The following is an 18,039-nucleotide window of genomic DNA, read 5'->3' as shown; positions in this document are numbered from 1 at the left end:
ACTGCATCACAGGCAATAACGCTCACCAATAATTGTTGTTGTAGTCTGACAGTTTATTTATCGGCAGCAAAAACCATTTTTTAATGATATAGACCCGTATAAACACTTTTTTTAAAAAAAGGATAATGAAGAAGAACTAGCCATCTTTAAGAAATATTATACAAATATTTAAGAGTTGTCAATTAGCGGGGAAAAACACCTAAGCACATTAACCCAGTTTTTATTTTTCGTATTAACATAAAAAAAAACCGGGACAAAGTAACACTCCCGATTTTTCAATCAACAATTTATCTCAAGGTTTTATTTATAATGTCAGTTATTTCATTCGAAAATTGATGAATAAAAAAGTGATTTCCTTCAAACGTATAAAAATTGCATTTCCCTAAAGTATAATGTCCCCAATTACATATTAAATCTGAGCTTATCGTCTTGTCATTAATACCATGCAACACTGTTATATCACAGTCCATAACATTCTTATTTTCAGAAATAACATCCTTTTCCAACATTTTGAAATCACTTCTTAAAATAGGAAGATATAATTGTTGTAATTCCTTGTTATGTAACAGTTCTTCCGAAGTCCCGCCCATATCCATGATTCTTTGCAAAAATAAATTATCCGGCAAAGCATGAATCATCCCCTCTGCTTTTTTCGTTTTAGGAATGCCGCATCCGGAAAAAAATATGTGATTGGGCTTCTTCTGCTGCATTTCAGCAATTTTACAATATAACTTATAAACTAATCGGCCTCCCATACTGTGGCCGAATAAAGCATAATCACACTCCCTGATTTGATCCTTTATCAGATCATATATATCATTAACAGCCTCATCTAAATGTTCATAAAAATCTTCGTTAATTCTTGTACCTCTTCCTTTTAACTCAATAGGATGTATTGTTAAAGAGTCACTCATTAACCTTCTCCATTTATAGTATATTGCACTTGATCCCCCTGCATACGGAAGACAAAATATTTTTTTCATAATTCACCTCAGAAATTTTGTAATAACCCGATAAAAAAACACCCTGAAAAGGATGTTTTTACTATCTCATTTTATATATGAAATGCTCTTGAAACTCCGTTGATGATGAGGAAGATTCCTATTACTCTTAAAATGATCCTTGTTGTTCTGTTATCTTTTCCAAAAGCAACTTGCCCGATTTTACCGATAAATACATTCATGAGTACACCTATAATTAATTCAGCCATTCCAAATAGTTCTTCCATACCCAATTTCCTCACGTCCTTTTTGATCTGTTAATTTTATCCGATTATTGTTGATTTAATTTTCTTTTTTAATCTCCCTGCTTATCAAGATGAAAGATACAATAATACTTAATAAGCCGACACTTGCAAAAATTACGATCGGAAGCCATTCAGTTCCTAAGGTACTCTTACTAAAGATAATGTTGTTTAAAGACTGTATTGCCCATGCTTCGGGTGTAAATTTAGAAATAACCTGCATATATTTTGGAGCAATTTCCAATGAGAAAAAGGAACCGCCTATCATTCCGCTTACTGCAATTATGATCGATGCGGCAGAAGTAAACTGCTTTTGGCTTCTCATAAATGGAACCATAATCATCGTAATGCAGGTCAATGCAAATAAATAAACAGCGAGCATAACAGCGATGGCAAAGATGTTATGACCTATGCTGATCTTGAGTAAGTATTTTCCCGCAAGTATTATAACGATTATATGAATGATTCCGGAAATATAAGTAGCAGCCATTTTGGATAAAACATATTTTGTATAGTTTATAGGCGTACTTAGTAATCTGCTGAAAGTATTATTCTCTTTTTCATCAATAAGTGTTCTTAACCCTTGAATAACAACAAACCAAATAAACATTACAAGAAAACCAATTAATCTCATTGTCGCATTATCCTGAGTATGTTTACCCTGGCTTAATGTTTTGTCATTCACTTCTATTCCTGAATTGTTTTTCAATTTCTTGAAAATGTTCTTTTCTATATCTTTTGAGTCCGTATGCAACTGTGCAGACATATATTGCGAATCTTTAACTACCTTTTTAAGAGTTCCCGCCTCATTTGTGACCAGCTGCTCTAACAATGTTCCGCTGCCGTTCTCATAGTTTTGGATGATTTTCATTTTTATCTTGTGATTGTCCGCCAATTCCTTTCCAAAACCTTTTTCAATAACGACCCCAAAAGGAATATCCTGATCATCGACTTTTTTCTTTATTTCATTTTCCGTTAGCTTTATAACTTTAATATTTTTATGCTCTTTTATCATTTCAATGAGCTTTGCAGCATAGTTGCTTTTATCAGCATTGGCTATATACAAGTTCTCTTTGCTATCCGTATCTTGGGAAAAAGAGAACAAAAATGTAAGGATTAACGGCACTGAAATAGTTGCAAAAATTGCTAATCTATTTCGGAGCATCAGCTTCAGCTGATGTTTAATCATGGCAATCAATTGCACTACTACGCCACCTTCTTCCTGTTGAATACCATAATATTAATAAAGACAAAGATGAGACCAATACCAATTAGCTCAAGCAAATCAATATACATGCCGCTAAGGCCAATATTCTGTTTGACTTTTAAATAAGAGTTTATTGCCTTACCGTTCGGTATGATCTCTTGGACAACCCTCAAGCTATCAGGCAGTCCGTTCTTAGGAATAAAACTGCCTCCCAAAAAACTAAAAATATAAAGAACCGGAGAAGCCATACTGGACACCGCCACGTGGTCCTTAGCGGTAAAACCCCAAAACAATACAATGCTGCCTATAGCAAATGCGTATACTACCGTAATAACAAAAATATCAAACAAGTTGCCCCAGTTCATTCGGAATACGACCCAGCTTATCAGAATAACAGCAGTCATCTGCATTAAGATCGCAAAAATAATACCTGTCAACTTTCCAAGCACATACTGAATATTTAAAGTCGGTGTAGATTTAATTCTGAACAGCGTATTATTCTGCCGCTCATCAACAATGCTATGAACAAGCACAAAAGCCGTCATAATGGAAAACATAACAACCATTGCAATTGAATAATACTGCATGGAATCGACAGGAACCGCATTTTTATTTGTCGCTGCTTTTGGGATATCAGCGGAGATCCCGTCATTATCGGCCAAATCGTTCATCATTTTTTCTATTTTTTCTTTTGGTACGCTGCCGCCGGGGCTGATATGTTTTATTACTTCTTGTTGCTCAGCACTCATTGTTTTCACGCTTTTCGTAAAGCCCTCCAAAACAGCCTGAACAATATTTTTATCTATGGTCTTATTATTATCTCCAATTAAATCGATATTTGTTTTCCCGTTGTTCATAACGGCTTTCGTAAAGTGTTCCGGTACATAGATAAAAGCTGCAGCCTTTCCTTCTTTAACTAATTTTTCACCGTCATTGTAGCTCTCAGCTTCTTTTAAATGAATGATATCTTTGAGATCTCCTTTCTTAAAAACTTTATCCTTTAAGACATCACCTAAAGAAACACTCTCTCCTGAATCTGCTGAGTAAAAAGCTACATCAAATGCTTCGATTTTTGAATCTGAATTACTGAACACACTGCCCAATATGAGTATTAGCAGTGATGGAAACAGCATCAGCTTTAAATAAAATGACTTATTTTTTGTTAACAGCTTAAAATCAAGAAAAAATAAGTTGAATAATTTTCTCAAGATAGCCTCCTCCTACTAATCTCTTAGGTTTTTCCCTGTAATTTGAAGGAAAATGCTTTCCAAATTTACTTCCTCGTACTTAAAGCTAGTGAGGTCGATCCCCAGATTTTTGATATCATCTACAATTTCAATGATGTTTCTTTCCTTCGTCGATACAAGCATTGAAATTTGTTTATGATCTACCGTCACTTTATCAATTCCTGTAATGCTGTTTATCCGGCTGAGTGCCTCTTCATCAGCACCCTTAAAAGTAACAGTTAAAGTGTCACAAGCATTTAAGTTTTCCTTGAGTTCTTCTTTCGTTCCTAAAGCAATAAGAGATCCATGATCAACAATTGCCACCTTCTCGCAAAGATACTCTACTTCTTCCATGTAGTGGCTGGTATAAATAACAGTCATTCCTTTTTCTTTATTCAGCCTTTTTACTGTTTCAAGAATATGATTTCTTGATTGCGGATCAATTCCTACAGTAGGCTCATCAAGAATTAATAATTTAGGATTATTCATTAACGCCACGCCTATGTTGACCCGGCGTTTCATTCCCCCGGAAAACTCTGATACATTTTGATTTTTTTTATCTGTCAGTTCAATAATCTCCAGAACCTCATCAGTTCTTTCTTTTAGCTTTTTCCCTTTCAGCCCGTAAAGGCTTCCGAAGAAGTTCAAGTTATCTTTAGCGCTTAACGTTTCATATAAAGCTAAATCCTGTGGAACAACCCCCATTATTTTTTTTATCTCAATAGGTTTTTCCTTAAGTGATTTATTATCTACTTTAATTGTCCCGCTGGTAGGTGCAAGAACAGTGCTAATCATAGAAACCATTGTTGATTTGCCGGCACCGTTAGGACCCAATAGTCCGAATACTTCTCCATCTTCTACAGTCAGCGAAATATTATTAACTGCCGTAAAGTCATCATATTTTTTGGTAAGTTTTTTTAATTCAAGCATAATTAAAACACCCCTCGTGGTATTTCGGTTCTTTTATTTTAACCTGAATGGAATATTTTTAGAATTTACTATAGTACTCATTTACCTTATTACTTTAGTTACGAATCGCATCGTTACTTTAGTCATATACGGAAGGTGTAAGTCCGGATATATTCAGAAGAAAATGGAGGAAAGGAATTTGATGAAATTCCTTTCTGATTGAAGGAAAAAAGTTGAATCACATATGCTTTTGTAAATATAAGCTAAGCTCCGTTCGGTTGTTCATTTGAAGTTTTTCCAGTATTCTTGATACATAATTTTTGACTGTGCCTTCAGTAATAAACAGTGCTTCGCTTATAGCTTTGTTGCTTTTCCCTTCCATAATCTGTTTAGCGACTTCTTTTTCTCTGGGAGTAAGCAATTGCACCAGCTGTTCCTTTTCATTATTTTCTTGAACAAGCTCTTTATTATGTTCTACCGAATTTAGAGCCTTTACAACTTTTAGCGTTACCTTAGGATTTAACAGAATATTGCCTTCACATGCTGTTTTGATGGAATCAATAATTTCTTGTGAATCAGAATCTTTCAGTATGTAACCATCAGCACCGCTTTTCAGTCCAGTAAAAATGTATTCACTATCGTTAAAGGTTGTCAGGATAATCACTTTAATATCCGGATATCTCTCTTTAACTAGCTTTGTTGCTTCAATGCCGTCCATTACGGGCATTCTTATATCCATTAAAATGATTTCAGGCCTTATCTGTTTTAGCAAATCTAATAAATGTTCACCATTAGAAGCTTCGCCTACAATATTAATTTCCTCGTGCAGACTCAGAATCATTTTAAGCCCTTCCCTGACAATTTGCTGATCATCCACAATGATAATATCCATATCAATACCTCCTCACATTCCGATTAAAGATCTGCTATCTCGGGGATTACGGCTTCCACAGTAAATCCTGAATCTAGCCCTGAATAAAAATCAACCTCTCCTCCAAGTGCGGCAAATCTTTTTTCTATTCCGTTTATTCCATTTGACTTATTAATTTCAGAACATCCTGTTCCGTTATCAGTTATCGATATAGAGATTTTTTCAAAAGACTTACGTATTTTTATTGAAAAAAACGTAGCATTTCCATGTTTTATCCCGTTGGTTATAGACTCTTGTACTGTTTTATAGAGACAATTCTTGATATCTGGATCAGCTGACTCTACTTTATTATCCATATCAAGCTCGAATTTTATTTCATTTGTTTGCTGAAAATTGTCAAAAATCTCATTGATCGATTTCAGAAGCCCTTTTTGAGGAGCAGGGTCATTGAGCAAAGCGACAGCTTCTCTCAGGTTAATAATACACTCCTTCGATAAATCATGTGACTTATTGATGACTTGTTTAGCCTCGCCGGGATTTTTACTTACTATTTTATCGGCGAATTCAAGATTCATTGTTAATGCGATCAAATAATGCCCCAGGGAATCATGAAGCTCTTGTGCAATTCTTGTCCGCTCTTTAGAAATAGTTAACTCTTGAATTTTTTGAGAATAATTCTTAAGTTTAGTGTTTACACTTTGTAATTCTTTATTTAATGTTTGTATTTTTGCTTTTTCGAGCAGTACGTTTCTAAACAGATAAATAATAGCCATGATCACTAAATAGGACATCAATATATCTTTCCCGCTGGTCCCTGCTGCTTTAAGAGCTGTAAAAAAAATAATAAAATGCAGACTTACTACAGTCCAGGGCAGTTTACGAGTTGTTACAATAATCTCGATCAGTAAGAAAATATTATATATTTGAGAACCGAGACAGTTAATTTTAAACAATAAAATGCCTGATAAAAGGTTACTTACTAAAAAAGATGCATAATATCTAAAAGAATACTGACCGCTTAGGTATTTTAATCTGATATGATCGTTGACGACTAAAAAAATGGTGATAATCAGCAGGTAAGCGGATTCCGAAGCCGTAAAAGTTGGCGTTTTAAAAATAGAACTGATAATAGAATATAAGGAAAAACAAATAATGGTTTTCTCTATGAGCACTCTTGTACTAATTGAAGAAAGATTTTTCATAATAATCCTTCCCGAGACAACTTGATATAAATTATATTATATATATATTGAGAAATCATAAAGCGACAACCTCCACGTTCAGCACATCATACAGCTCATCAAGCGAATGAATTTCATACGTCGGGATGATCCCGGACTCATTTGCTTTCTTTCCGGGATTAAACCAGCACGTATCCATTCCCGCCATCTGACCGCCTTTTATGTCCGCGCTCAATGAATCGCCGATAATAAGCCCGTGCCCGGCAGAAAAACCGGGAATTCTCGCAAATACATAATCAAAGTATTCCTTCATCGGCTTTTGAAAACCCGTGTCCTCAGATACAAACACATCTTTAAAAAACGGATACAGACCGGAGTCGCCCAGCCGCTTATATTGTGATGTTGAGACGCCGTTCGTCACGATGTATAAATCAAATAAAGGACTCAGCCGTTCAATCAGCTCATAAGCTCCGTCTATCATCTGGTGCCCTTCTTCTAAGTATTGGCGGTACGCCTGATTCATCAGCACGCCGTCGGCTTCAAGGCCGTATTCTTTAAACAAAAGGGCAAACCGTGTATTCACCACTTCATCGCGGGTCATTTCCCCCTCTTCAAACGCCTTCCACAGCCCTTGATTTAACGCTTTATAACGGGCTTCCACCTCTGCCGTCAGCTCCAGCTTTGAACCTTGGAACAATTTTTGAAGAGCATCGGTTTCTGAAGCGGTAAAATCCAGCAGCGTATTGTCTATATCAAATAATAACGTACGGTAATGACTCATCGATGTTTCCCCCGGTTCTGCTTTTTTTAACCAGTATACCACTCGCGGACAAGCCGAAAAAGACACCCCTGTAAGAGAGGTGTCTTTTTGAATTATACAGCGTCTTCTATTTTCGATTTTTCACCAGGCATGCGCTTGCCGATACCGAACGCATAATAGCTGACCGTCACAATCGCCAGGAAAATCACCCCGACAACCAAAGAAATCCGCGTATCTTTGTTAAACCACATGCCGATCAATACCATGAGTAAGAAAGCGATCGTCAAATAGTTTGTAAACGGCGCAAAAGGCATTTTAAACGGATGCTTATCAAGCCCAGCGCCTTTCGCTCTTCTGAAACCGAGATGGCTGATCAAAATGACGAACCACGGAATCATTCCCGGCAGCACACTCGCGCTGTACACATAAACAAAGATTTTCGGAGGCGCGATGTAGTTCAGCACGACACCGATCACAAGTCCGATTAATACCGCAAGCGTACCGAATATCGGCACACCGCTCGAAGAAACTTTCTTAAAGAATTTCGGTGCCTGTCCGTTCACGCCTAACGTATAAAGCATACGTCCCGCACTGAATATCCCGCTGTTGCATCCGGACATCGCAGCGGTAATCACCACAAAGTTAATCAAACCGGCCGCCGCCGTAATCCCGACTTTCGCAAATGTCGAAACAAACGGACTGCCGAGTGAGTGAAGCTCATTCCACGGATATACGGTAACGATTACGAAAATCGCACCGATGTAAAAAATCAAAATCCGCCAGATAATACTCTGAATCGCGCTTCGCAGCGTTTTTTGCGGGTCCTTCGCTTCCCCTGCCGTAATTCCGATCAGCTCGACCCCTTGATAGGCCGCAACAACCAAAGACAAAGCAAAGAAAAATCCTGAAAAACCATTTGTAAAGAAACCGCCGTGCGACCATAAATTAGATAATCCGATCGCATGCCCTCCGTTACCGAAACCGAAGAAAATAATTCCGATTCCGGCCACAATCATCAGAATAATGGTGACGATTTTGATCATGGCAAACCAAAATTCAAACTCACCGAAAGATTTTACTGAAATTAAATTCGCCGCACCGAGAATGGCCATGGCGATAATGCCGGGAATCCATGCCGGCAGATCAGGAAACCAATATTTCATATACGAACCGACGGCGATAATTTCAGACATCCCGACGATCACCCATTGAAACCAGTTGCTCCACGCCGTCATATAGCCGGCTAACGGATGTATATACTTATGGCCGAATGTCGCAAACGACCCTGTACTCGGCTCTACATAGAGCATTTCGCCCATCGCACGCATGATAAAAAAGATAAAGATACCCGAGATCGCATAAGCCAGCAGGACAGACGGCCCGGTCCATCCGATCGTGCTGGATGACCCCATGAATAAACCGACACCGATCGTGCCGCCCAGCGCAATCATCTGTATATGACGAGCGCCTAAGCCTCTCTTTAATTCTTTGTTTGCCACTTCGCTTCCTCCTCTTAACAGCTCTGATATATGTGAAATAATGAAGCAGAAGGTGCACCTGTTGAACCTAACTCAATCTTCATTTCCCGCAATATTGGAAATATTCTATCTTCCTATCGTTATATAATCTCCAATTTCCTTATTCCATCATAATAAATTTTCGTGGAAAATACAATTGTTTTTTTCAGGCAAACACCTTGCACTCTGAACCAACGGACTAAAAATAAAGCGCTTTCATTTTTATTGAATTGTGAATATTGAGATAATAAATGCCGCAGCCTCCGAGAAACATTATTTCCCAGGAGAAACGTTTTCCGCCCCCTATCCAATATTATTTTTGCTAAGCAGAATGGCGTAAAGCCTTACTCTCTTCCATTCTCCCTTGTATACGCCATAATCCTGCTTAACCCGGCAAAAATCATGCATTAATCGATAAATGCCTCATTCAGCCGCAGCAAAAGCCGGCCGAACATTTCTTTTTCATCGCCGGACCAATCGTCAAGCATACGATGATACCGCTCAAGACGCATCTTTTTATCAGCTTTTAACCTCTGTTTGCCAAGCTTCGTAATCGCAAACAGACTGACCCGCCCGTCAGAAGGATCGGAAAAACGCTGGATCAGCTCTTTCGACTCCAAGGCCGCTGCCTGGCGTGATAATGTGGAAATATCCAGCTTAAATGATTCGGCCAATTCCTTCACACGCGCCGGCCCGAATTCATCCAGCTGCCGTAATAACAAATACGCAGCCCTTTCCAGATGTCCGATTTTACGGTCGGAGTTATCAAGATAAACAGCTCTCCTGATGAAAGTGGTGAGTTCATATTCAATTAATTCAATCGGATCTTGTTTTGACAAACGCCTCACTCCTTACATTGACAACAGCAACATTAGTTGTATAATACAAACATATGCACATTTACTCAGAAAACATATAGAAATATTTTGCATACATATATTTGTATAGTACAAATATATGTGCCAAAAGTAAAGAAACTTATAGAAACATTAAGAAAGGGGGAAGCTGCTCTTCTCCAAAGAACAGCATCGTTGTGAAAGTCATACGCATCATCTTGCAAATCATTATTTTATTCGCATTTTCCTTTATCGGGGGAGCCGTTCAGCAGTTCTTTCACCTGCCCATTCCCGGAAGCATCATCGGTTTGATCCTGCTGATCATATGTTTATCGGTTAAGATCATTCCCGTCAAAATGATTGAAGACGGAGCCGGATTTTTGCTGTCTTTTCTTCCGCTGTTATTCATTCCGGCCATGACGGGCGTCATCAATTACCCGTCACTGTTTTCCGCCAGCGGGGCTGCTCTGTTTCTGATCATCGTGCTGAGCACCATCGTCACAATGATCGCCGCAGGGTACGCCAGCCAGCTGTTAGAGCATAAAGCCAATCAGAGAAAGGAGAAAAAGAAGTGCAGCAAGCATGTATCGCAATCCTTATAATTTTGTTCACGGCCGCCGCCTATCTGGCTATGGTGAAATTATATGTGCGCTTTCCATACCCCTTTCTCATACCGGTTTTGACGACTACGATTTTCATTATCGCCGTGCTGCTTGTTTTTCATATTCCGTATAAAGACTATATGATCGGCGGACAATGGATCAATTCACTGCTCGGCCCCGCCGTGGTGGCTTTGGCATACCCGCTTTATAAGCAGCGCCGGGTGTTAATCAAGTATATGTTTCCGATCATCGGCGGCGTGTTGGCCGGTTTATTCTCCGGAATGGTCAGCGGCCTGCTATTTGCAGAGCTGTTCGGCATCAGCCGGAGTTTGATTTTGTCAATTATCCCAAAATCAATTACCACGCCTGTCGCCATACAGATTGCGTCCGGTATCGGCGGTGTCCCTTCCATGACAGTCGTGTTCGTCATGATCGCAGGGTTTTCCGGCGTTATCTTAGGACCGCTGCTTCTCAAGTGGATCCGCATCCGCAGCTCACTCGGGAAAGGAATTGCATTCGGGAGCGCCTCCCATGCGCTCGGCACCTCAAAAGCAATGGAGTACGGTGAATTAACGGTCTCCATGAGTTCTGTTTCCATGACGCTCTGCGCCGTGTTAGGGTCGGTCTTCGGCCCCGTCGTAGCATGGATGTTTCAAATTTAAAGCCGGCGGTTCTCCGTCAGCTTTTTTCATGTGCGGATCACTTCATTTCCTTCCATTATTATGTTTCATTTGTAAGAATAATGGTAAAGTAGAAAACAAGGAGGGATTTAATGATGACTGGGACAATTCCGCAAAAGAAACTGCTGGATGGGACAAACATTCCCGCGATCGGCTTCGGTACATACGCTCTTAATGGAAACAATGGCGTTCATGCCATTACCAGCGCCATTGATATCGGCTACCGTCTGATTGATACCGCTTATAACTATGAAAATGAAGGGGCGGTCGGAGAAGCCATCCGCAGAAGCTCTGTTCCGAGAGAACAGCTATACGTGACGTCCAAGCTGCCCGGGCGCTACCATGACTATGACAAAGCTGTACAAACCATCCAAGAATCTTTATACCGCGCCGGTCTGGACTACTATGACCTGTATCTCGTCCATTGGCCGAATCCGAAACAAGACCGCTACACGGAAGCATGGCAGGCACTGATTGATGCGAAAAAATGGGGCCTGATCCGATCCATCGGCGTCTGCAATTTCCTGCCTGAGCACATCGAACGGCTCGAACGTGAAACCGGCGTAAAGCCAGGCATCAACCAAATTGAACTGCATCCCGCTTTTAATCAGCAGCAGCAGCGCCAATGGCACGAAGAACAGGGCATCGTGACAGAATCATGGAGTCCGTTATCCCGCGCCGGCGAAGTATTGAACGATCAAAAACTCGGACAGATTGCGGACAAATACGGCAAAACCATTTCTCAAGTCATTTTGCGCTGGCATATCCAGCTGGGCGCCATCCCGATTCCAAAATCAGCATCGCCCGAGCGCCAGCTTGAAAACATCTCTGTTTTTGATTTCTCCCTTGATGAAAACGACATGAGCATCATCGACTCGCTTACCCGCCCCGACGGACGGATAAACGGCCAAGACCCGGCGGAGTATGAGGAGTTTTAAGAAAAGACATAAAGAAAGCTGACGGCATCATTTGTCAGCTTTTTTCTCATTTTTATATACGCACACCCAGCTCCCGTTTCCATTCAGAAAGCCAATCTGTATCCCCAGATCCGTATTGCCTGCTTTGACCGGCATCACGCAGAGATCCGTTTTTATACTCAATGGACAGAACCAAATCAGGAATGGCGTCATAACCCGTTCTCGCAAGCTTCGTGAGCCCCTGTCCGTAATGGGCGGCCGCTTCTGCCGCCGTATGTCTCAACAAAGGATCTTGCTGCAGCGCTTCCTTATAGACGTCTAAAAGGTCGCGTCCGTCTTCTGTGACGTACTTTCCGTCCACGATCTGCAAGTCTTTCAGATGATAGCCGGTCACCTCGTACATTTCCCGAACGACTTGATATTTCTCATATGTTTCCGGCGTAAACTGCGAGGAGTCATCACTCCGGCTGCGAATGATGTGCGCAAACAGCTCTTTGCTGTTTTCCCCGGAGTTTAAGACAGCTTCAATCTGCTGAGTGAGCTCTTTATCGTCAGTCCCGCTCACTTTTAACAGATAATCAATCGGTGATATCGTAAATGTAAGATTCGCACCCTCCGGAATCTGAATATGATTCCGATGGAAAAGCATCTCAATCTGCTGATTCACCTGCGCCCGCTGAAACACCTTTTCATTTTCGACTTGAATCTCTCCGTTGAGCGTTTCACCCCGAAACGCCGCATCACGGAAATCATAGCTCTGGGCTTTCCCCTTAAACAGCCATTCCGTTTCATTATGATAAGCGGCCTGACGCTCCGATTCTGATAAATCACTTCTGAAATAAGGTGAATCGGCATGCTGGTATTTATCCTTAATATAATGCAAAGGAACTGGTTTTCGTTTATTGATTTCATTGATACGGCTGTATTTCTCATCAAGAATCTTGCTCGCAATATCACTCTCAGACTCATACGGATTATTAGCGTCTATTACCGTCTCATTCCCATTATCCGTAATCGTTTTCTGATTTGCAGATTGATATAAACGGGACAGGCTGCTCCCTTTCTCAGTGACACCGCTCCTTGAATAATTCACCTGGCTCAGATCGCGGCTCCCGCCTGTCTGAATCAATAAGCTGTCCGATCCTTTTGCCGCATCTTTCACATTTGTTTTGGAAGAATACCGCTGAAGCACTTGCTGAGCCATTACTTGATTTTTTATATAACGAGCGTTTAGGCGCATGTTTTTAACCTCCGCTTGAGATAATGTTCTAGTATTTGTATCGGCTGTTTTCCAGTTGATTTTAAACTAAAATAACAAATGTTTACATTACGGGAGTTTTTATGTATGATGTTGTCAAAAAGGGGGATTTTTCCATGAAAAAGTATATATCTATACTATTTGTCAGTGCAATCGTATTATCAGGCGTATTGATTGCACCTTCAGCCTCTGCGTCTCAAAAGAACTCATCACAAATAAGCGCTATTACAGGAAATCACTCATTTGAAACTGCCAATCCGGTAGGCTACTGGAAATATAAAAATATTGATACTGCCATATTGCCGGAAGGGGAAAAAGAATCGTACTTCACTTTCACGGCAAATAAGGGAGAAAGACTCTATGTCAGGAGCTCAACAAGAAGTGAATACAAGGGAATGAGCATTGAAATTTATAATAAAAACAAAGTGCTGATCAGTAAAGGCACAGAAGTGATAAACCCTGATACGCCGCTTCCTTTTATCTATGCCATTACAGATGCGAAAGAAAACAACGAGACGTTCTACGTAAAAGTGTCCCGCGGCTCATACACTGACGATATATACTTTACACTCTCCATTTACGATCGAATCAAAGCCGGAAGCGAGACCTTCGCATTCAGCGGCACAGCTGAAAATAAAGGAAATACAAGCCTCAGTCCGAACGGATCAGATTCAACCGTTCTCAGGCTCGACTTAACCAAACAGACAAGCATTCCAAAAGATGCCATAGTGAAAAGAATCAGCACCGCCGCGACTCAAATACCAAGTCAAGGAAACACAAGACACTGCATAATGACAGAAGAAAATAAAGTGTGGCACCGCGCACTCGCAAACAGCTCCACTCAAGGAAATTACGGTATCACACTGGAAGATAACCTCTCAGTCTCAAGCATCTGGAATTTTAAATACAACACACTTGCAACAGCAAAATCGGCTATGAAAAATGTGAAATTGAAGATTGATTATGAGTACGATGTGACAACGCAGTTTTAATTAGAAGAACAGCCGCCCATTGTGCGGGCGGCTGCCTGCTTGGATTTAAAGTAAAATCATGAGCCCGTGCCATGCCTTATCCTGTTGTCACAGCATAAAATCATTAAACAGCTGCTAAAATTCTTTTTTATGATATATAGCTGCGGCGATGAAAAATGAAATGATATATAAGATAACGCCGATCATGAGATATATAATCGGGACATATAAAGAAGGATTTATGTGCAAAAATGACAGCGGTACTTGTTCTGCTGCATACCCAACGACACTTTGTAATCCAAAGGTAGCAAAAAGTCCCCCCATTGCCCCTCCAATCACGATAGCATCGGATTTTTCCGGGCCTATCATGTAGAGAAGAGGATAAACGATTGCACCGGCAAAGAGAACGATGAACGTTCCAAAAGAGACAATATTAAATATACCGTCAATTGGTTCATCAGAACCCAGGCTGTATACAAGGAAAATACCATAAGATATTACAGCTCCGATCACAACAATCAAAAGATAAAAGAAATAGTGACTTTGAACAATATTTGTTCTGCTGACCGGTAAAGTCAGAACATACCTGTCATAGCCTGACTTGCTCTCATACTTTATAACCTCAAGTGCGGGCATAACGACAAACAAAATAATCAGCATAGCAACAAAACGATGCATTGAAGCATCCCCAAAATAAAAAATGACTGCTGATACCAATATGGCCAACCCCGTGTATGCAAAGAAACTCCGATAAACCAAGTAATAGTTAGTCAGTAACAGACCTCTCAATGTTTTCACTCCTCGTTAAAAAGACGCTGATTTCTTCTATGGAAATGGTGTTGGCCGTTACGCCATTCGGCAATTTCTGTTGATCCGATACAAGCACACTCCAATAAGATCCATGATTCCTTTTTGCTAGAACGATATCTTCGTCAATCTCAGCCAATTGACCTTCATCAACGTCTATAACGGTATAGCTTTCAAGAACCTTATCTTTCTCTTCATTTAATAAAATTTCGCCATCTTTCATCATAATGATATGGCTGGCTATCTTCTCGACATCAGTCATAATGTGCGATGAAAGTAAAATACCTCCGTTGCTTTTACTCACAAAGCTTTTTAATTCATTTAACAGGTCATCTCTTGAAGAGGGATCAAGCCCTCCCGTTGCTTCATCCAGAAGTAATAATTTTGCATTATGCGACAAAGCAACAGCTACAGATAACTTCATTGACATGCCGCGCGAGAATGTATTCACTTTTTTGTCCATAGGTAAAGAGAAAGAATGAACCAACTGGTAAAATTGATCTTGGTCCCAAGCACCGAACAGTTTCTTAAATACATGATTCAGCTGCTTTATCGTAAGGTGCGCGGGAAGATTCATCGCATCAAATACGACCCCAATATCTTCTTTAAACTTTATATGTTTATCCAGATTCTCTTTACCAAAGATTTTCACTTTACCTCTATCCTGAGAAATTAATCCTAATATCGTTTTAAATGTTGTTGACTTGCCTGCGCCGTTATCACCGATAAAACCGACAATTGATCCGGCAGGCACATTGAATGTAACATCCTTTAAAACAGCTTTATGACCAAAAGATTTGCTGATGTTTCTGATTTCTAAAAGGTTTGACATCATTCCACTCCTATCATTGTTGTCAGGACTTTTTTAAGAATTGAACCGGATTATTGCAAAAATGTTGTGATTTTCATATCTGGTCTAGGTATTCATAATGGATCAGGAGTCGGGAAATACAAAAGGGATTTTAAAGTCTTAAGCATAATATGGAAGTGTAATCGATTGATTAGGTTTATATAATGGGATATTCATGATGAAAACTGCTGAGGTGTTTACTTTCCGATGAGGTATACACAAAATGATTTACTAATGATTACATTTATGGATGTTAACCGGAATGCATCTCGTATTATAAAGCAGGTGTTACTCCTTTTCAATATATAAAAGGGGATTTCTTTACAATCGCAAAGAGTATGCATTTCTCATTTCCGCATTAAAAAACCCCTCTGGCTAATAACCAAAGGGGTTAAATATATTATTCCACCGTAACACTCTTCGCAAGGTTGCGCGGTTTATCAACGTCACACCCGCGATGCAGTGCAGCGTAGTAAGCGATCAGCTGCAATGGCACAACAGATACCAGCGGAGCAAGCGCAGGGTTGACTTCCGGCAGGATGAATCTGTCGTCTGCGTCTTCTAAGCCTTTCAGCGAGATGATGCAAGTGTTGGCGCCGCGGGCTGCGACTTCCTTCACGTTTCCGCGGATGCTCAGGTTGACGTGTTCTTGTGTCGCAAGCGCAAAGACCGGTGTTCCTTCTTCAATCAGAGCGATTGTTCCATGCTTCAGCTCGCCGCCGGCGAAGCCTTCCGCCTGGATGTAAGAAATCTCTTTCAGCTTCAGGGCGCCTTCGACACATACGAAGTAGTCAAGGCCGCGGCCGATGAAGAAAGCGTTTCTTGAAACAGTCAGGTACTCACGCGCGATCATTTCCATTTCGTCCTTCTGGTCGCAGAGGGCTTCCATGGCGTTTGCCGTGATACCTAATTCTTTGACTAAATCAAAACCGATATCAACGCCGTTGCGTTCTGCTGCAACGGACGCAAGGATCGCAAGCACGGCAATCTGAGCCGTATACGCTTTTGTTGATGCAACCGCGATCTCAGGGCCTGCGTGCAGAAGCAATGTGTAATCCGCTTCACGGGAAAGCGTTGATCCCGGAACGTTTGTAATCGTCAGCGCTTTGTGACCCAGCGCTTTGACTTGAACAAGCACGGCGCGGCTGTCCGCTGTTTCTCCGCTTTGAGAAAGGAAGATAAAGAGCGGCTTCTTAGACAGAAGCGGCATGTTGTAAGAGAATTCACTCGCTACATGCACTTCAACCGGTACGTTTGCCCACATTTCAATATATTGTTTCCCGACAAGACCGGCATGGTAGCTCGTTCCGCAAGCCACGATATAAATGCGGTCCGCTTCCGCCACGGCGTCAGCGACATCGCCGGCCACGGCCAGTCTGCCGTTTTCGTCCTGATACGTTTGGATGATTTTGCGCATAACAAGCGGCTGCTCATCCGTTTCTTTTAACATGTAGTGAGGGTATGTGCCTTTTTCGATATCACTGGCGTCAAGCTCAGCGATATAAGACGCACGTGTCATGACTTCACCGTCAAGGTTTTTAATCACGGCTTCGTCTTTTGTCACGATCACCATTTCTTTGTCCAAAAGCTCAACGTATTCATTCGTTACTTGAAGCATAGCCATCGCGTCAGATGCCACGACGTTAAACGTATCTCCAAGGCCGATTAACAGAGGGCTTTTGTTTTTTGCAACGTAAATGGTGTCTGTGTTTTCACCGTCAAATAATGCAATTGCGTAAGAGCCTTTTAACAGAGTCAGTGTTTTGCGGAACGCTTCTTCTGTGCTGAGTCCTCCCGCCACAAATTGCTCGATCATTTGAACGACTACTTCAGTGTCCGTGTCGCTTTTCAGTTCAACGTTTTCAAGATATTCGCGCTTCAGCTGAACATAGTTCTCGATCACACCGTTGTGAACAAGTGTAAAGCGGCCGAGTGCGCTTTGATGCGGGTGAGCGTTCAGGAAGCTTGGTTCGCCGTGAGTCGCCCAGCGTGTATGGCCGATTCCCGCTTGAGATTCAACCGTGTGATCCACCACTTCACGAAGGTCGGCGATGCGGCCTTTTTCTTTGTACACATGCACGCCCTGCTCATTCGCCACAGCGATACCGGCAGAGTCATAGCCGCGGTACTCAAGCTTCTCTAATCCTTTTAACAAAATCTCTTTCGCATCAAGCTGACCGATGTAACCTACAATTCCACACATA

At 41.0% G+C, this 18,039-nt stretch carries 18 protein-coding genes; 4 read left to right on the top strand and 14 right to left on the bottom strand.

All coding sequences use genetic code 11. The features are described from left to right. Positions 1–287 precede the first annotated feature (287 nt). The 10 genes from HAP68_RS01040 to HAP68_RS00995 all read right to left on the bottom strand — a co-directional run bounded on the left by HAP68_RS01040 (position 288) and on the right by HAP68_RS00995 (position 9,753). A complete protein-coding gene (locus HAP68_RS01040) occupies positions 288–983 on the bottom strand; it encodes a thioesterase II family protein (RefSeq protein WP_024084830.1) in 696 nt (231 codons plus the stop codon). A 71-nt stretch (positions 984–1,054) separates the two neighbouring features. Then, on the bottom strand, positions 1,055–1,228 hold the full coding sequence (locus HAP68_RS01035) for a hypothetical protein (RefSeq protein WP_223203784.1): 174 nt from the start codon (positions 1,226–1,228) through the stop codon (positions 1,055–1,057). A 55-nt stretch (positions 1,229–1,283) separates the two neighbouring features. Beyond that, positions 1,284–2,447, bottom strand: coding sequence for an ABC transporter permease (locus tag HAP68_RS01030; protein ID WP_184123331.1), 1,164 nt, complete (start codon positions 2,445–2,447; stop codon positions 1,284–1,286). 2 nt (positions 2,448–2,449) lie between these two features. Beyond that, positions 2,450–3,658, bottom strand: coding sequence for an ABC transporter permease (locus HAP68_RS01025; protein ID WP_024084827.1), 1,209 nt, complete (start codon positions 3,656–3,658; stop codon positions 2,450–2,452). A 15-nt stretch (positions 3,659–3,673) separates the two neighbouring features. Further along, complete coding sequence (locus tag HAP68_RS01020) at positions 3,674–4,606, bottom strand: ABC transporter ATP-binding protein (protein ID WP_024084826.1); 933 nt, start codon at positions 4,604–4,606, stop codon at positions 3,674–3,676. A 217-nt stretch (positions 4,607–4,823) separates the two neighbouring features. Further along, positions 4,824–5,477 (bottom strand): response regulator transcription factor, encoded by a 654-nt coding sequence (locus tag HAP68_RS01015; RefSeq protein ID WP_024084825.1) that lies wholly within the window; start codon positions 5,475–5,477, stop codon positions 4,824–4,826. Positions 5,478–5,500: 23 nt separating this feature from the next. Next, the gene (locus HAP68_RS01010) at positions 5,501–6,658 is read right to left on the bottom strand and encodes a sensor histidine kinase (RefSeq protein WP_024084824.1); all 1,158 of its coding nucleotides are present in this window, start codon (positions 6,656–6,658) and stop codon (positions 5,501–5,503) included. A gap of 55 nt (positions 6,659–6,713) precedes the next feature. Continuing rightward, complete coding sequence (locus tag HAP68_RS01005; RefSeq protein WP_024084823.1) at positions 6,714–7,418, bottom strand: YjjG family noncanonical pyrimidine nucleotidase; 705 nt, start codon at positions 7,416–7,418, stop codon at positions 6,714–6,716. Positions 7,419–7,510: 92 nt separating this feature from the next. Then, complete coding sequence (locus HAP68_RS01000) at positions 7,511–8,896, bottom strand: amino acid permease (protein ID WP_024084822.1); 1,386 nt, start codon at positions 8,894–8,896, stop codon at positions 7,511–7,513. 425 nt (positions 8,897–9,321) lie between these two features. After that, positions 9,322–9,753 carry a MarR family winged helix-turn-helix transcriptional regulator gene (locus HAP68_RS00995; RefSeq protein ID WP_003156749.1) on the bottom strand — a complete coding sequence of 144 codons (432 nt, stop codon included), beginning with the start codon at positions 9,751–9,753 and terminating at the stop codon, positions 9,322–9,324. A 194-nt stretch (positions 9,754–9,947) separates the two neighbouring features. Here HAP68_RS00995 and HAP68_RS00990 point away from each other — a divergent pair, with 194 nt between their 5' ends. The 3 genes from HAP68_RS00990 (at position 9,948) to HAP68_RS00980 (ending at position 11,970) form a co-directional block, all read left to right on the top strand. Beyond that, positions 9,948–10,352, top strand: coding sequence for a CidA/LrgA family holin-like protein (locus HAP68_RS00990; protein WP_003156751.1), 405 nt, complete (start codon positions 9,948–9,950; stop codon positions 10,350–10,352). After that, a complete protein-coding gene (locus tag HAP68_RS00985; protein ID WP_003156752.1) occupies positions 10,322–11,014 on the top strand; it encodes an LrgB family protein in 693 nt (230 codons plus the stop codon). Before HAP68_RS00990 ends, HAP68_RS00985 begins: the two co-directional genes overlap by 31 nt. Positions 11,015–11,124: 110 nt before the next feature. Continuing rightward, the gene (locus HAP68_RS00980) at positions 11,125–11,970 is read left to right on the top strand and encodes an aldo/keto reductase (protein WP_079891861.1); all 846 of its coding nucleotides are present in this window, start codon (positions 11,125–11,127) and stop codon (positions 11,968–11,970) included. Between the two features lie 52 nt (positions 11,971–12,022). Here HAP68_RS00980 and HAP68_RS00975 read toward each other — a convergent pair whose 3' ends face one another. Next, on the bottom strand, positions 12,023–13,189 hold the full coding sequence (locus tag HAP68_RS00975; protein ID WP_024084820.1) for a DUF4885 family protein: 1,167 nt from the start codon (positions 13,187–13,189) through the stop codon (positions 12,023–12,025). 134 nt (positions 13,190–13,323) lie between these two features. Between HAP68_RS00975 and HAP68_RS00970 the strand changes: the two genes are divergently transcribed. Then, complete coding sequence (locus HAP68_RS00970) at positions 13,324–14,199, top strand: hypothetical protein (RefSeq protein WP_024084819.1); 876 nt, start codon at positions 13,324–13,326, stop codon at positions 14,197–14,199. 114 nt (positions 14,200–14,313) lie between these two features. On the opposite strand, the gene HAP68_RS00965 is transcribed toward HAP68_RS00970, so the two are convergent. The 3 genes from HAP68_RS00965 to glmS all read right to left on the bottom strand — a co-directional run bounded on the left by HAP68_RS00965 (position 14,314) and on the right by glmS (position 18,038). After that, positions 14,314–14,967 (bottom strand): ABC-2 transporter permease, encoded by a 654-nt coding sequence (locus HAP68_RS00965; protein WP_024084818.1) that lies wholly within the window; start codon positions 14,965–14,967, stop codon positions 14,314–14,316. Further along, on the bottom strand, positions 14,945–15,817 hold the full coding sequence (locus HAP68_RS00960; protein WP_024084817.1) for an ABC transporter ATP-binding protein: 873 nt from the start codon (positions 15,815–15,817) through the stop codon (positions 14,945–14,947). Before HAP68_RS00960 ends, HAP68_RS00965 begins: the two co-directional genes overlap by 23 nt. Before the next feature lie 418 nt (positions 15,818–16,235). Then, positions 16,236–18,038 (bottom strand): glutamine--fructose-6-phosphate transaminase (isomerizing), encoded by a 1,803-nt coding sequence (gene glmS, locus HAP68_RS00955; RefSeq protein WP_024084816.1) that lies wholly within the window; start codon positions 18,036–18,038, stop codon positions 16,236–16,238. Position 18,039: the final 1 nt, after the last annotated feature.

The organism is Bacillus sp. Bvel1, assembly GCF_014872755.1.
Lineage (GTDB): Bacteria > Bacillota > Bacilli > Bacillales > Bacillaceae > Bacillus > Bacillus velezensis.
Note: the sequence above shows the minus strand (reverse complement) of the source record. Positions and strands in the feature narration are given on the sequence as shown.